Source organism: Flavobacterium sp. NLM (genome assembly GCF_002210235.1).
Classification (GTDB): Bacteria; Bacteroidota; Bacteroidia; order Flavobacteriales; family Flavobacteriaceae; genus Flavobacterium; species Flavobacterium panici.
The window spans coordinates 402,834-419,736 of sequence record NZ_LIAC01000001.1 but is presented as its reverse complement, the minus strand read 5'-3'; the positions used below and the strand labels follow the sequence as shown (position 1 = coordinate 419,736).

12 protein-coding genes are annotated in these 16,903 nt (G+C 38.5%); all 12 read right to left on the bottom strand.

The annotated features are described in order from the left end of the window. Positions 1 to 400 precede the first annotated feature (400 nt). Positions 401 to 1,447: an alpha/beta hydrolase gene (locus APR43_RS01765; RefSeq protein ID WP_053471317.1), complete on the bottom strand. Its 1,047-nt coding sequence runs from the start codon at positions 1,445 to 1,447 to the stop codon at positions 401 to 403. Between the two features lie 91 nt (positions 1,448 to 1,538). Beyond that, on the bottom strand, positions 1,539 to 2,285 hold the full coding sequence (locus tag APR43_RS01760) for an SDR family oxidoreductase (RefSeq protein ID WP_053471471.1): 747 nt from the start codon (positions 2,283 to 2,285) through the stop codon (positions 1,539 to 1,541). Positions 2,286 to 2,317: 32 nt separating this feature from the next. After that, positions 2,318 to 2,818 (bottom strand): cupin domain-containing protein, encoded by a 501-nt coding sequence (locus APR43_RS01755; protein WP_053471316.1) that lies wholly within the window; start codon positions 2,816 to 2,818, stop codon positions 2,318 to 2,320. A 12-nt stretch (positions 2,819 to 2,830) separates the two neighbouring features. Continuing rightward, positions 2,831 to 3,316, bottom strand: a complete 486-nt coding sequence (locus tag APR43_RS01750) for a cyclophilin-like fold protein (RefSeq protein ID WP_053471315.1) — start codon at positions 3,314 to 3,316, stop codon at positions 2,831 to 2,833. A gap of 15 nt (positions 3,317 to 3,331) precedes the next feature. Then, positions 3,332 to 3,922 carry a sugar O-acetyltransferase gene (locus APR43_RS01745; RefSeq protein WP_053471314.1) on the bottom strand — a complete coding sequence of 197 codons (591 nt, stop codon included), beginning with the start codon at positions 3,920 to 3,922 and terminating at the stop codon, positions 3,332 to 3,334. An 85-nt stretch (positions 3,923 to 4,007) separates the two neighbouring features. After that, on the bottom strand, positions 4,008 to 4,886 hold the full coding sequence (locus APR43_RS01740; RefSeq protein ID WP_053471313.1) for a helix-turn-helix domain-containing protein: 879 nt from the start codon (positions 4,884 to 4,886) through the stop codon (positions 4,008 to 4,010). A gap of 849 nt (positions 4,887 to 5,735) precedes the next feature. Next, entirely contained in the window at positions 5,736 to 7,394 is a 1,659-nt protein-coding gene (locus APR43_RS01735; RefSeq protein ID WP_053471312.1) for an arylsulfatase, read from the bottom strand. A gap of 790 nt (positions 7,395 to 8,184) precedes the next feature. Further along, positions 8,185 to 10,104, bottom strand: a complete 1,920-nt coding sequence (locus APR43_RS01730; RefSeq protein WP_053471310.1) for an OmpA family protein — start codon at positions 10,102 to 10,104, stop codon at positions 8,185 to 8,187. Positions 10,105 to 10,115: 11 nt separating this feature from the next. Continuing rightward, positions 10,116 to 11,033: a type IX secretion system membrane protein PorP/SprF gene (locus APR43_RS01725; RefSeq protein WP_053471309.1), complete on the bottom strand. Its 918-nt coding sequence runs from the start codon at positions 11,031 to 11,033 to the stop codon at positions 10,116 to 10,118. A 112-nt stretch (positions 11,034 to 11,145) separates the two neighbouring features. Beyond that, the gene (locus APR43_RS01720) at positions 11,146 to 12,387 is read right to left on the bottom strand and encodes a gliding motility-associated C-terminal domain-containing protein (protein ID WP_053471308.1); all 1,242 of its coding nucleotides are present in this window, start codon (positions 12,385 to 12,387) and stop codon (positions 11,146 to 11,148) included. A gap of 11 nt (positions 12,388 to 12,398) precedes the next feature. After that, positions 12,399 to 13,859 (bottom strand): lectin-like domain-containing protein, encoded by a 1,461-nt coding sequence (locus APR43_RS01715; protein ID WP_053471307.1) that lies wholly within the window; start codon positions 13,857 to 13,859, stop codon positions 12,399 to 12,401. Positions 13,860 to 13,865: 6 nt separating this feature from the next. Further along, a complete protein-coding gene (locus tag APR43_RS01710; protein ID WP_123959090.1) occupies positions 13,866 to 16,127 on the bottom strand; it encodes a hypothetical protein in 2,262 nt (753 codons plus the stop codon). Between the last annotated feature and the right edge of the window lie 776 nt (positions 16,128 to 16,903).

Below are 16,903 nucleotides of genomic sequence, written 5' to 3'. Positions count from 1 at the left end.
ATAATCAAAATTAACATAAAAGGTTTGCATAAAATTATAAATTCAAACTATTAGTTAAGCTAATCAAAGAATTAAAGAGGCTCCACCATTGAATCTCATCCGGATTTTTTTTAGAATTAATTATTTTCAACAGCTCAAAAAATGAGTTGGTCATATCACCTCTTTTCAATTGTAAAAAAGCCGGTTACCGCCAAGGTTTCTACATGTCATAAACCTACACAAAAACCTCCTAAATCAAATGACTTTGGAGGTTTATAATCTAACGGATTAGGAGCTGCAGCTATATTAAAAACGTCATTAGGAAACTATCTGTGCCACAAACTAAAATTTGACAATTCTTATAATTCTTTGAGCCTTATTCCATTTAGCATGTACTATTTTTCAATAATAGTTCACTATCTTATTTCAAATTATCATTAAAGAAACGCCCTAATGTATCAAAAGGAATCACATCGACTTTGTCATATAGATCCACATGAACCGCATTTGGTATAATGATTAATTCTTTTGGCTCGTTTGCCACTTTAAAAATATCTTCACTAAAATACCTTGAATGTGCCTTTTCCCCTGCAATCAATAACATTGGTCGTGGCGCAATTTCCTTTACATAAGAGAGTATCGGCATATTCATAAAAGCTATTGGATTGGTTGCAAGCCAGGCCCCGTTTGAGTTCACAGAATTGACCTGAAAACCGCGCGGTGTCCTGTAATAGTCAAAATATTCCTTTACAAATTGCGGCTCATCACCTTTTAATTTCTCGGGCAGATTCCTTGGACCAGCTGCCGGTTTACCAGCCTGGGCATCTTTGTTGCGCTGCTCACCCAAAGCTTCCAGTGTCTTGGTTCTTTGTTCGGGAGTAACCGAGTCATTATAGCCTTTGGACATGACTCTTGTCATATCATACAAACTTGTCACGGCGACCGCTTTCACCCTTTTATCAACAGCCGTGGCATTTAAGGCAAAGCCGCCAAAACCACAAATCCCGATGATCCCAATTTTGTTCCTGTCAACGTTTTTTTGCAATCCCAAAAAATCAACCGCGGCGCTGAAATCTTCCGTATTGATTTCCGGAGAGGCCAGGTTTATGGGTTCACCTCCACTTTCTCCTGTATAAGACGGGTCAAAAGCCAAAGCAATAAACCCGCGTTCTGCCATTTGATTGGCATATAATCCTGATGATTGCTGCTTGACTGCTCCAAAAGGCCCGCCAATAGCCAATGCAGATAATTTTTGGTTTGCTGCATTTTTTGGAAGGTATAAATCTCCTGAAAGCGTAATCCCATAACGATTTTTGAATGCAACTTTTTGACGGGTTACCTTATCGCTTAATTGGAATGTATAATGCTCTTTTGACGTGTTCATTTTCTCTGAATTTAATTTTGTTTTTTGTGCAAATAATTGCCCTGTTATCAGAAACAATATTATGATTGCCAATGCTTTTTTCATTTTATGTTTGAATTAATTTTTAATACTTAAGTACCACTTCTGAGTTATGGACTTCCCCAATTTACTATTCTATATTTGGAACGGAAGTCTATTAAAGCTCCTGTGCTGTTGGGCGAAAGATGATTTCATTAATGTCTACATCCAAAGGCTGGCTGATTGCGAAAGCTACTACACGGGCAAAACTGTCCGGACTGATTCCTACCTCCCCTACATAATCCTTGTTGGCCTTCTGGATATCTGCCTCTGAAATCTGTTCCAATAGCTCTGTTTTGACAGCACCGGGGCATACAATGGTGGTTCGGATATTATAGGGCTTGAGCTCCATTCGCAAGCCTTCCGTTAAGGCGCGCACCGCATATTTGGTAGCCGAATAAACGGCAGAACCGTAAAATACTTTATGGCCGGCCACAGAAGAAGTGTTGATGATCTGACCAAGTTTTTGCTCTTTCATATAAGGAAGAACAGCGGCAATACCATTGAGTACGCCTTTGATATTCACATCTATCATGGTATTCCATTCCTCCACATTTATTCTGTCCATAGGAGACAAAGGCATGATCCCAGCGTTATTCACGATGACATCTACACGCCCAAATTGCTGCACTGCTGAATCAACCAGGTTTTTTACCTGCTGCAGATCTGTCACGTCCACTTTTACAGCTAGGGCTTTCCCTCCCGCTGCTTGAATATCTGTCGCCAGCTTTTCAATTTTATCAGCTCTTCTCGCCCCTAAGATCACAGTTGCTCCCAATCCTGCCAAATGTTTTGCCGCAGCCTCTCCCATCCCGCTGCTTGCTCCTGTAATGATTACTACTTTATCTTTGATATTGTTTTCCATAATTATTTCATTTAAGTCCATTGTTTTGAAAACTATTTTGCGCTTTGATACACCTTATCGGTTACGGCTTCGTTCCAGTTTACAATTCCCTTTTCCGTGTTTGGAACGATGTATAATTGCTGCAAACCTACATCAGCACTCGCACCATGCCAATGCCTTACATTGGGCGGACATTTGATGACATCCCCTTTTTTGATAATTTCAACAGGCCTGCCCTCAATCTGATGATAACCAACACCATCGGTAATAATCAGGATTTGACCCGCGGGATGACTGTGCCAGTTGCTTCTTGCACCAGGCTGGAAATATACATTGCCAACCGCTGTTGTAAAAACCCTATCGGCATCAACCAGACCGGTATTGTATGCATTACCTGTAAATAAATCTTTTGAACCTTTTTCACCTTTTGGAAAAATTTGAGTCAGCTGGTTTTTATCTCCATTTGTTTTTTCATGGTTTTTATTCTTGTTGCAAGCAATAGCCATTGCCAATAACATGATGAATAAAAATGCTGTTTTAAAATTACTTTTCATAAAGATCCTGTTTTAATTGTTTTCAAATTTCACAACTACATTTCCTGTACCCAATGCAGCGGCCAGTCCCGATGGATTATCAATATATCCTAGTTTTGTATAACTATAGGAAGTGTTGAAACTTTTATAAAAAAGCACCAGGACATTGTTTCCGTAAAGCGTTAAATTGCCCGCTTTTATATCGCCTCCAACTGAAGCATTTGTTGGAAGCGGACTGGGAAAATCATAATACTTTTCATTGCCATTCAGTTCTGTCATATCGATGGTAAGGGGAAGTCTTGCTTTTAGTGCAGCGGCGCTCGGGTTGTTATACAATGTTGCTGTAAAAACTGCTGTACCAATTGTAATTTTCATTTTACTTGTTGAATTAGTATTAGTATTTTCATTTCCATTCTCATTGTTTTGCGGTAACGTTTCATTGTCCTTGCTGCAGCCTGCATTACAAAAACAAAAAACGAAAACAACAGCCATAACGGTTAGAAAAGATTTCAGTTTCATACGATATGTTTAAGGTTAAACATTTTTAATGAATTTTGCAGGAATCCCGCCCACGATAGTATTATCGGGAACATCTTTGGAAACTACGGCCCCTGCGGCGACAACGGCATTCTCTCCAATGGTAACGCCGGGCAAAATCGTTGCATTGGCACCAATCCATGCATTTTTTTTAATGTGGATAGGTTTTCCAATGAGTCCTTTTCTTTGCTCCGGATCTAAGGGATGGCTTTCGGTAATAAGGCTGACTTTCGGGCCAATTAAAACATCGTCTTCAATGGTAATACCGCCCAAGGCCAAAAGAGTACAGTCAAAATTGATAAATACGTTTTTGCCGATCGAAATGTGTTTTCCGTAGTTGATGTAAAGGGGTGTAAAAACGGTTACATCCTGAACTTTTGTATCTAAAATTATGCTCAGTATCTGTTCAATTTCCTCTGGATTTGAGGATTTATTCATCTGGTTAAGCAATGCTTTGACAGCAAATGCCTCTTCTCTTAATCTGCCTAGTTGCGGATCGTTTGGAAGTATCGCCTCACCGGCTAAAAGCCTCTCAAAAATATCTTTTTGAGACGATGAAGCAGTAGAAATAGGTTTTGAATCTGACATAGTATTTGAATTAAATATCCAGATACAAAGATAAGGCTGCCTTTAAGCAGGGAAGTAACGATTATCAAACCAAAGCTTAAGAAATTCAAACTTCTGCCAGACGAAATGCAGTGGGATTGGTTCCCGTAGTCTTTTTGAAGAAATTATTGAAGTAGGTCGGGTATTCAAATCCCAAGGCATATGCGATCTCAGAAATACTCCAGTCGGTGTGCTGCAAAAGCGCCTTGGCTTCTGTGATGATGCGCTCTGTAATATGGGTCGTTGTTGATTTTCCCGTCACTTCTTTTACAGCCCTGTTCAGGTAATTGATATGCACATTGAGATGCTGCGCGTAATGCTGCGCCGTTCTTAATTGGAGCGGATTCGAAGCGGTTTCAATAGGAAACTGTCTTTCCAGCAGTTCTAAAAACACAGATGCTAATCTGGAAGAAGCATTCTTGTTTTGCTCGAAATTCTCAGAAGGTTCCATCTTTAAGGATTCGTGGATAATCAGACTGATGTAATTGCGAATCAGTTCATCTTTAAATACATAATCACTTTTTTGCTCGGCAATCATTTTCTGAAAAATAGTATTCAGAAAGCCTCTCTGCTCTTCTGTGATTTTCAAAACAGGTGTTCCCCCTATTTTAAAAAAGGAAGATTGCTGCAGGCTTTCAGAACGTTCGGAGTTTTTAAAAAACTCCTCAGAAAATAAAATAGTGTAACCAACGTAAGTGGTGGAAATGGTTTCCCACGAATACGGAATGTGCGGATTTCCGAAAAAAAGAATCGTGCCTTCCTGCTCATAGGTCTTATCGGAATAATGAATCCTGCTTTTCCCTGTAGTGAGGCAGATTTTATAAAATTCCTTTCTGCTGTAGGTTCTGGTTTCTGCGCCATCATCCTCTATCTGAAATGCTTTAAAACCCTGGAGTTTCAGTTCATTGTTAAACTTCGAAATTTCTCTTGTTATGATCTCTTTCATTTTGCAAAGTTAAGAAATTCAAACATACCATAACTCTTTAATCTTAATTTCTACCTAAATCACTTCCCTATTTACAATACTGACCAAATTTAGAATCCTTTTTTAAAAGGCATAAAAAAGCAAAAACATATCTTAAAAAAAATGCTTTATTTTTTGCAATGCCTGTAAACTAGACAATAGAAGAATTGGTTCAAATTTACATTCTCCAAAGACAAATTGGATCTGTTGCAGATCCTAGCCCCGATAGCAGTGGAAATCCTTTTGTGCCGGGGTTCGGCACAAAAGATTGGAATGGATAGCGGGAAAAAGCTCCAAAAAATAAAACTATATACAATTCACTAAGTACAAAGTACAAACAAAGCATAAGTACAACCCCGGACAAGCAACGCAATACCGCCCAACCCGCTCCGGCACCCCTTTAAAAAAACAACACCAATAATTCAATTCAAAAAATAAAACGACAACTTCCCATACAACCAAAAATTACCACAAGCACCACCGTAATTCCCAAAACCAAACCAAAGCCCCAAAACACGCAGCCAAAAACACCCAGCCCCTATGACCCGCAGAACCCTTAAAAGGAACCCCAAAGCGGCCCCAAAGACATAACGTGCAAGGACATAGAAAAGGACCTTATAGAGAATGACCCTTTAAAGGGACGAGTATTATAAAAAAGAGCCAATGACTTAAAAATAAGTCAATTGGCCCTTCCATGAAACAGTTACTAAATTACAAAAATAAAACGGTATTGCAGGTGTTAAAATGTTTAGTTTAAAAAAAAACAATATCCTTAAGACTTTAAGGTTTTAAATCAGCTGCCTTTTATTTAATCAGGCACCATTATAAATATTATTTCCTTACTGCATTTTGCTGCTGGGAACGGATCATCTTAATCTGGTCCTTAACGTTCTCGCTTATATCATTAATCGAAAAACTCGCCGGATCCTGGCTTGGGGGATAAGTGACAAAGGATTCCAAAAATGCGGCCCCTTTCTGAATGCCTTCAGCCACTATATACATCTTTGTTCCCCACCATTTCTCATACACAAAAGAGGTAATATCGGCCCTTTCATAGGGATCCATACGAAGATTGAATAATTTGGGAACGCGAAGCGGGGTAAATGGATTGGCCCATATGCCAAAACCGCCCTGGGTTCTCTGCTCCTGGAAAACGATCTTCCAGTCGTTCATCCTCATCGATACAAGCTCCGCATCATCGTTGAAATAATAAAATTCGGTTCGTGCAGATTTCGGCTGCTGCCCGGTCAGGTACGGCAATTGGTTAAAACCATCCAGGTGCACTTTGAAAGTGGTGCCCTGTGATTTATAACTGGTCAACAGTTTTTCCTTTATGGCAGGCTCTCCGGCCGCAGCGAGTACTGTCGGGAACCAATCAAGCCCTGAGAGGATTTCATTGGATATCTTTCCCGCCGCAATATGCCCGGGCCAGCGTACAAAGGCAGGCACACGAAACGCGCCTTCCCAGTTGGAGTCTTTCTCGCTCCTGAAAGGAGACATCGCCGCATCAGGCCAGCTGAACATGTTGGGCCCGTTATCGGTAGTATAAATAACAATGGTATTCTCTGCAATTCCCAAATCATCTAAAGCTTTCAATATCAGCCCTACATCGGTGTCATGCTCCAGCATACCATCGGCATACTCATTATCGGACATACCGCTTTTTCCTCGCAGGGATTCGCGAACGTGGGTAAAAGCATGCATGCGCGTTGCGTTCATCCAGCAGAAAAAGGGCTTTCCATCGGCATTCTGCCTTTTAATGAAATCAATAGCGGCTGCAAAAGTCTCATCGTCGATCGTTTCCATCCTTTTTTTGGTCAGTGGCCCGGAATCTTCAATAGTTTGTTTGCCCACCCTTCCAAAACGCGGGTCAACCGTGGGGTCATCGCGGTCTGTAGCTTTGCATTTGAGCACTCCCCTTACCATATAGGATTTCACAAATGCCGAATCCTTGTAAGGATAACTCGGATCTTCGGGTTCTTCCTCAGCGTTTAAGTGGTACAGGTTTCCGAAGAACTCGTCAAAACCATGAACGGTCGGCAGGTACTTGTTGAGGTCCCCCAAATGGTTTTTCCCGAATTGCCCTGTCGCATAGCCCAAAGGCTTAAGTGCCTGCGCTATGGTAATATCACGGGCCTGCAGGCCAATTGGGGCGCCCGGCATGCCGACTTTAGAGAGTCCTGTGCGATAGCAGCTTTGTCCGGTAATGAGGGTCGAGCGCCCGGCCGTGCAGCTGTTCTCGGCATAGTAGTCGGTAAACATAGTGCCCTCTTTTCCCAGACGGTCAATGTTTGGGGTCTGGTACCCTACCAGTCCGTGGGTATAGGCACTGATATTGGACTGCCCGATATCATCGCCGAATATGATTAAAATGTTTGGTTTCTTGGCAGTCTGTGCCTCAGCCTGTTGGAAAGAAATTAGCCCTATAGCCACAAAGATGCCAATTAGTGCTTTTTTACCGCAATTTTTTATTACTTTTTCAAGCTTCATATTATTGTAGGTATTAAGTTAAATATTAATTAAATGTGTAATTAGTTTTCTAAGAATTTAATTAAATAGACTATCAGCTATAGAATCCATGCAATTTGCTTCGTTTTTTTGTCTTGAAAATAAAAAAGTTTACATTGCGCTAAAGATTTGATATACCGTGAGATAAACAGAACTAATTTACGATTTTTATTCATCCTTTTAACATCTATTTGTTTTTAATTATCGTGAACTTTAAATTTTCCGTATTAAGTAGAATATAATCTCTTCCTGCAGCTCTTGTGATAATTTTTCCTCTTTGATGCTACTCTTTAAATATTTTTTAAGATTTTTGTTATATTTCTCAATTTTGTTCTTACAGTAGCAATAATCATTGCAAATCATTTTGAAATCATCATCTACCAGATACATAATTTCAATGGATTCGATATATTTGGCAAAGGTTCCATTGTACAATTCATCTGGAATAGACATAGAAATAATTGTTATAGCTATATTTTAGTTTTATAACGCAATACTCAAAATTAAGCGATTTCATCTTTTACACCATACTATCGTTATTTTAAATGGTTGCAAATTATAAAATGAAACAAAAGGTAGAATTTCTATACTGTACTTATATCATTCAAGTCATAGTACTTTTTTAAAACCGCAAGATGAAATATTAATTTAAGTTTCCAATCCAGTTGTTTTTACAATCGTACCTCTTTTTTTTGCTGTACTATTGCTGTATTGAACTTTTTATATTTATACCTCATTAAAATTTAAGATTGTATTTAACCATTTGACTGATTTATAGAGCAGTGATAATAAATTCACTTCGTCTGTTTTGCTGATGTTCAGCTTCGCTACAAGGTTTCTCATCGGCACATTTGTTTACCAGCTGTGTCTCGCCATATCCCCTGCCTGTTAGTCGGTTCGCGTTGATGCCATTTTTAACCAGCCATTGTATGGTTGATTTTGCTCTTCTCTCGGATAATCCCTGATTGTATTTGGATGTTGCACGGCTATCGGTATGCGAACGGATATCGAGTGTCATTGTCGGATTGTTATGCAGAACAACCAGTATTTTTTCTAAATCAATAGCCGCTTCGGTACGGATATTAGATTGGTCCAAATCAAAATAAATCATTTTTATATTAAAGCATTTTCCCAAATTGTCTCCCACCGTTACTTTGCAAGTAACAGGATCCAAGGCAATTGGAAGGCTAGTTTTTCCTGACAATTTTCCAATTGATATAATAACTTCCTTCGTAGCATATTTTTCTTTTTCAGCTCTAACAGTATAGCTTTTACCACATTCGACCGAAAATTTATAAAGCCCGTTGGCATCAGTAATTGTAGTCTCTTTTACAAGTCGATTTTCGTACAGAACAACTTTTGCTCCAGGTAAAACAAAAGCGGTTTCAGAATCAGTTATCGTACCGTTAAGTTCCTGAATGCATCTTAGCGCTCTGTTCTCGACAAACTTGTAAATATCATCAGACCCCTGTCCGCCATCTTTATTGGAACTGAAATATCCTTTTCGGGAATCCGGATCAATAATATAGGCAAAATCATCCTTTGGGGAATTGATATCTGCACCAAGATTCTGAATATCACTTACAGTTCCGTCACTTGCTAGTTTTCCTGCAAATACATCCAAACCTCCAAGTCCGGGATGTCCGTCTGAGGCAAAATAGATTTCGTTTTTATCCGTTACAAAAGGAAACGTTTCTTTTCCCTCCGTATTGATGCTTTTCCCCAGATTCTCGGGAGTCCCAAAACTGCCATTGTTTATGCTCACTTTATAAAGATCAGACTGGCCTAACGTTCCGGGCATATCAGATGCAAAATATAATGTTTTCTCGTCGGGACTAAGTGCAGGATGTGCCGTGCTGTAATTATCGCTGTCAAATGGAAGTGGTGTAATATGAGTCCACTTTCCATTTTCAAGTGTTGCCTTATAAATTTTAATTAAAGTAACTTTTTCGCCATCTTTTCCCTTTTTCCCTTTAACATAATTATTTCTGGTAAAATAGACTGTTTTTCCATCCTTGGTAAAAACCGGAGATGCTTCGTGGAATTTGGTATTTATGTCAGTTTTGAATTTTATTACTTTTGCAGAATCAACGTCAGCGACATACAGATTGGTGAAATATTGATCTGTCCAGGCATGTTTTCGTTTTGAAAAGTTGCCCGTATCTCTGGCAGAAGCAAAATATACTTTATTGTCGTGCACAAAGGTTCCATAGTCTGAATATTTTGAGTTGATTCCGGCATTTTCAATATCATACCGTCCGGAGTTAGCTTTAATTTCGTCAAGATAATTTGTTTTCTCCTTAAATAACTTTCCTCTGCTGTCGGCTTTATTTTGTGAATTAAATTCCTGAAGCGTTTTAGCGGCTTTATCCAATTGTCCTGTTGATTTTAAAGACTGGGCATATCTGTAATAATATTCGGTTTCAACATTTCCATTCATGGCAAAGAGCTCGCCATACCACTTTGCCGCGCCTTCAAAATCCGAGTTGAAATAGTAGGCATTCCCCAGTTTCTTAAACATGTCCTCAGACTTATATCCTTTGTTTGCTACTATTTCATAGGTTTTTATGGCATCAATATAAGCGTACTTCTGATATTTTTTATCAGCAGTAGTAACTTTTGACTTTTGGGCATAAAGCTCAAATTGAAAAAAGCTTATACATAACAGGCCAGATAATATATAATTTTTCATTTCATATTTTTTTAGAAGAAACGAGGAGTTGTCATTTTACCATTGTTAATGATAAATTCATAGCGAAGGAATATCTCATGCGATCCTGAATTATAATTGTTTAAGTTTGTGGTTTCACGATCATAACCGTATCCTAAATAAAGGCCATCTGTGATTTGAAATCCTGCCATAGCACTCAATGAAGCGCTCCATCTGTAGGCAACACCCACTACAAATTTGTCCATAAACATAAAATTTGCTGAAATATCAACCTGAAGCGGAGCACCTTCTACCATTTTAGTAAGTACAGCAGGTTTGAATTTGGTATATTGGTATTTATCCAAATCAAATACATAACCGGCCATTAAATAATAATTGATTTTATCCTTGTAAATAGCGACATCATTATCATCGTACCTGTTGGTTTCTATGAAATTAGGTACAGACAAACCTATGTAGGCCTTGTCAGAATGCCAGTAAACACCGGCTCCCACATTTGGGGAGAATTTATTGTCCAGATCCTGAAATTGTGGATCTCCCTGATCTTCAGGATTCAGTTTGCTGACATCTAAATTTAAGATATTGGCAGTTCCCTTTATACCAAAAGAAAGCTTGAAATTGGCCGATGTCTGAACCGTATACGAAAGATCAACTGAGATATTATTCTCATTGGTTGGTCCTATTTTATCGTTCACCAGCGAGCCTCCAATTCCCAGATTACTATTATTGATAGGTGTATTAATTGAAAAACTGCTTGTTTCAGGAGCTCCATCGAGTCCGACCCATTGCGTGCGGTATAAGCCAAAAATACTCAAAGCTCCCCGAGAACCCGCATACGCAGGATTTATATTTATGGTATTGTACATGTATTGCGTAAACTGAGCATCCTGCTGCGCAAAACCTGTAATTGTAAAAAACATTATAATGATGGAAATTAATTTAGTTTTCATAGCAGCAATTGGATTTTTTAGTTATGCTTAAAAGAATACCATTCAGTGTACTACCAGATTCTATAGCGTCCATTTCATAGTACCACCGGATCATCAATAGGAAAATCTCTGTTTAATTCCTGCTCAAATATAAATACCCGGCTTTTTTTACTGTACTGGATAATCCACCCGTTATTTTTGTATATTGGACAACATAAAAGTATGTTCCGTTTGGCAGCAAATGATCTGGGCTTATCGTAGCTCTTCCATCGGAATAACCTCTAAAGACATTGCCCTTGGAGTCATAATTTGTAGTTTCAAAAACTTTTATTCCCCAGCGATTAAAAATCTGAACCCTGTTGTCGGGATATTTCGTTATGTTTTTAATATAGAAATAATCATTTTTATCATCTTCATTTGGGCTTATTGCATCAAAAATTTCAACATCGTCATCGACGCTGCTTTTTACCCTTGCCAAAGTAAAGGCACCATAACCGGAAACAGTAGCTATTGAAGTAACTGTTTTTTCATTAGTGTTTACAACGCCACCTTCGTCTGTCCACAATTGTTTTGCATCGTCCCATCTTACAATATGAATAACATCCTGCGGATTGGCAATAATAGCCGTCGGAGTGGTAGCTTCATCCCAGCTTAGTGTCAGGACTATATCTGTTGTACTTGCATTTTTATCAACTGTCCAGTATTCCTTATCATCAATAATATCAATGATTGTGTCATCTTTTTTATCGTGGGGAAAGAGCGCACTAGAATTTTCTAAAAGATAATGTGCATTAAAACTGCTATCGTTATTGCCCGGAGCAGAAATGGCAGCATACCTAAAAAAGCCTTTGTCACCAATAGGATATAAAAATCCTTCGTTTCCATTTTTAGTGACTTCGCCATCAACATGGCTTGTATTGGAGGTATGTGTATGAGTTGCATTTCTTTCAAAAGTAAAACTCCCCCCAAAATCATCAGATTGTACAATACCTTTATTAAAATCGGCATCACCGGCAACATAAATAGCGCTGTGCAAGCGAAAAGCAGGCTGAGGGCTTATATTGTTAAACAATACATCAAAAAAATCAGAAGCTGCCATACCGGTAAGATCTTGATTCAACAAACCTTCAAAGCGGGTGTAACCCTGAAATTGAGGGTCAAAAGTTACTATGCCATTATTGTTGAAATGTCCCTTAAAAATGACCTCGCCATTATTTTCGTAATCGCCGCTATTTTTGTTGTCAAAATCCCACTCCACACTTACCAGTGTATTGGGATTTACATGTAATAAACCTTCATTGACAGTTTGGGCATTTTGTGCAAATGCAGTTCTAATTAAAGCCAGAAACAGCAGTATGGGAATTTTCGGTTTCATTTTTTTCTGATTTAATTATATTTTACTTTTTGACGAACCATCGGGTTTGAAACGACTTTACTTTCAGCGAGCACCGGGACAGTAACTTCAGCAGTGTTGTTTCCCGGATCTTGATCTGTAATAGCAGATGAAAATACAGTTGTAGTATTCGTTATAACATTTCCTGTCGGAATTTGGCCAGTTGTTAATTCACCTGTAATGATAATTCGGCCGGTACTATTGGCAGCCATATTCAATGTTCCGGTAAATTGATTAGTAGCAGAAGTTGTCGGCAAATTTGTTCCTGCTAAAAAACCGGTATTTGAAATGTTAGTAATTGTAAAGAGCGACGGCGTAATTTGAGTTCCGTTGCCATCGGTTAATATATCTGTAAAATCAACATCTGATAACGCCGCCGCAGTATCATTGACCACATCAATGTAATAGGTGATCTGATTTAATCCTGAAGTTGTTACAGCCCTTAAATAAGTCTTATCTGCCTGTTTGGTAATTCTGAGATTACCCGGAGTTGTTAAGGTTAAATTACGAACCTCATGTAAGTTGACCCCAGCGCCAGTTGATGCTGCAAAACCAACCGAAAGCAATGCCGGCGGAGGTAACGGGGTCGTGTAATCAATTAACGGAACAAAATCGCTGTTAAGAGCTGTTTTCCAGCGCACTGTGATATGATAACCTCCGCCTTCGGGCTGCATTTCGATTTGAATTCTTCTGTAAAATGTATTATCATCAGGTCTGGCGCTAACAACTGTATTATAATCCAGTTCATTATCAGTCCAATTTCCTTGAGTAGTAATGGGTACAACCGTATGCCCGCTTAAAATTGTTACCCCGGTTAAAAAAACATTTGACTGCGTGAGGTCAACATCATTTGTCGGGCCACGAAGCGAAACGGCATTGGGGCGAATTCCCACACCGCCATTTTTAGGCCCAAAAACGGTATTGGCATAATTACCTAAGGCATCAAAGCCAATCCCGATATAACCGCCCCTTAGTCCGTAGGTAATTCCTTCATCTGTGTTGGAAGTATAGCCTAGGGCGCCTCCATATGCACCAAGCCTGAATCCATTTATCTGAACATCAGCAGCATCAAACAGAAAAACACCTATACCATCGGCACCGTTAAAGGTAGGGTCATTGACATTGCGCCACATTTTATATTCAAAATCCATTACAATACCCAGGGTCGAAGGAAATGATTGTGCGATATAGGCATAACCGCCCTGATTTGTTGCAGCTTTCGTCAGGCGTAGCCAGCCTGCTCCTGAAGGATCATCAATTCCCGAAGTCAGATAGGCAGTGCCATTTGCCCCGCCACTACCTCCAATAATTACATCTGGCGCGGAATTATTTTTAAAATCATCTTTAAAAGTAAATTGGGCTTTTAGCTCATTCACATAAAACATGGAAAGCAGAATAGCTACTATAGACCTACCATAATTATTTTTTTTGTTGTATTTTAAGTTTACTCTCATAATATCCTATTTTAACGCAAAAACTATATTTAAATAAGATGTTGGGTTACCTGTACCTATAATGTCATAGGTTAGAATGCCATTGTCATCTATACTTAAATTTGCAAAAACAGCCGGATCGAAATAAGTTATATAATAATTAAGTTCAGTATTAAGGGGTATATAGGCAATGTTCGCAGGAGCGCTTGTATTTCTTACCGTCACGTTGGTAAACTGGGCAACGTATTCCTGATATAAATTTTTAGTTAATCCGGCTCCAATTGCTGTAGTATCAAAGGTAATGGCAGGCATATAAAAAAATCTGGGCATGGGGGATATATTTTTTAAAACACCATTTGCATCTGTAACGACCACTCTATCATTTGTTGCGTTTCCAGGTTGTAGACCCTGGATAGCCAGAGTATTGCCGCCATTAGTTAGAATTGTAGTGGGCATATCTAATTGGCCTCCCAATATAACATCCATTCCACTCCCTTGAAGACCATTATGAGCAAATACCTTAATATCAGACCATTGTAGCTGAGCAGTAATTGGATTTCCATCAGTGGTTAGTACCTGATTAGGAAAACCATTATTTCGTGGAAAAATATACGATCCTTCTACAGAATTACTTGCACTGTCAAATATAAAATGTACTCCCTGATTATATGCAGTCAAAATAGCAGCACTTTGAGAAGTTGTGCCTTTGGAATATATCGTGGCACTCCCGTTCTCGACCGCTATTACGCTCATGTCTAAAGAAGTATCAGGACTAGGGCCATTTCCCACAAACATATGAGTTGATGATCGGCCAAGAGTGGTACTATTTACCTCCATACTATGAAATTTTCCATCAGATGCAGGACTTACTGATCTGAAATCTCCCTGAACATCCAATTGTTTATCTGCAGTTTGCTTGTTTATTCCCACCCGACCCATTTGATAAATATCCTGGGTATTTAATGTCGCTTTATTACTACTTCCCTGAGCAAACCATGGCTCTATTGCCAACGAAGTTGTATCAGCGTAAAGAGCACCATCAGTTCCTGCTATAACAGCATTATTTGCATCAGTTGAGACCAAATTTAAAGGCAAATTCGTAGCGTTTTCATTGGTATAGGACAAAATTCCATTTGAGAGTCCCAATGTTGTTACAGTTTCATGCTGGGCAATCAAAGCTGCGATATTCAAAACATTTGAAGTTCCAGCCTCATCCACATAAGTAATCGTTCCGGCCGCCAAGTCCTGTGAAATAGAAGTCAGGGTCTCAAAATTGGGAATCATGGTGGACAGGTTCAATGCATTGGCCGCTCCGGCTTCATCGTTATAAGTAAGGATTCCCGTTGCGGGATCAAAACTGGCCGAAGTCAGGGTTTCATTCTGGGCAATCAAAGCTGCGATATTCAAAACTGTCGGTGTTCCATTTTCTGCAACATAGGTAATGGTGCCCGCCGCCAAGTCCTGGGAAATCGAGGTCAGGGTCTCAAAATTCGGAATCATGGTCGACAGGTTCAATGCATTAGCCGCTCCGGCTTCGTCATTATAGGTAAGGATTCCCGTTGCGGGATCAAAACTGGCCGAAGTCAGCGTTTCATTTTGTTTGATTAAAGTCAGAATGTCCAAAACAGTTGAGGCACCGTTTTCATCAATATACGTAATAGTTCCTGCGGGAAGATCCTGTGAAATAGAAGTCAGGGTCTCAAAATTCGGAATCATGGTGGACAGGTTCAATGCATTGGCCGCTCCGGCTTCATCGTTATAGGTAAGGATTCCCGTTGCGGGATCAAAACTGGCCGAAGTCAGGGTTTCATTCTGGGCAATCAAAGCTGCGATATTCAAAACTGTCGGTGTTCCATTTTCTGCAACATAGGTAATGGTGCCCGCCGCCACATCTTGGGAAATCGAGGTCAGGGTCTCAAAATTCGGAATCATGGTCGACAGGTTCAATGCATTGGCCGCACCGGCTTCGTCATTATAAGTCAGGATTCCCGTTGCGGGATCAAAACTGGCCGATGTCAACGTTTCATAATCATGAACTATTTGGGAAACATTAATTGTTTCTTTAATATTTAATTCATTAATGTAAGTAATCGTTCCGTCTCCATTATCTATAAGATTAGTAATATTTCCTTCCACTCCTAATCGAATCCACTTATTATTATACCAGTAATAATAACCAGGAATGATATCTGAAACTGTTTGAGTATTAAATACCAAAAGGCTGTTTACATTTCCATTTGAAATTGTTGTCACATCTGTAGTACTAGTTAATGCTACCCGTGGAATCAATATTCCTTTGTTATTAGCAAGGACATCTAATTGCGAGGATGCATTGGGGGATGAAGTACCTATTCCAACCTGAGCATTAACTTTCAAGTGTAACAGAAATAACAAACTCATTAAAAATATTTTTCTTTTCATAATCAATCAAAATTTAATTAAACATGATTTTATAATGATTTAACAAAATTGTATATACATTTTGCCGAATTCAATTCTTTAGAAAAGTGTGTAGAATTATTAAATTAAAATGTTATTTAATAAAGGTTGAAGGAGTATAATTATTTATATAACAAGTGCTTATATAATCACAAAGTACAAAGTAACAAATATTTTATTACAATTTAAAAAATATTAACAAGAATATTGGTTGTTTTTAAATAATACTTAATACATTAAAACATTCAAGATTGTAATGATAAATATTTAAATGAATAACTTTTTTATATTGCTTACTTGGAATTGAATGGACAGTTCAAAATTATTTTAGGTTTAAGGCCTAGATCTATGTCATTAAGTTGAGTCAAAATTAAAATTATTATTGCTCTGAAAAACGAAAATAAGTTATACAAGTTGTTGCAGATTATAATTTGCAACAACTTTTATAACTTAACTAGATATATTTAAAACATTATAATAGATATTAAATTATTGGTATTTCATAAAAAAAGATACTGACTTACAATAATCCCCAACAGGACATCCATTTTAAAGAATTACAAATCTAGAAAGTCAAGTTTTTTTTTAATGTAGATTCCAAACTTTATAACTCATATTAAAAAAAT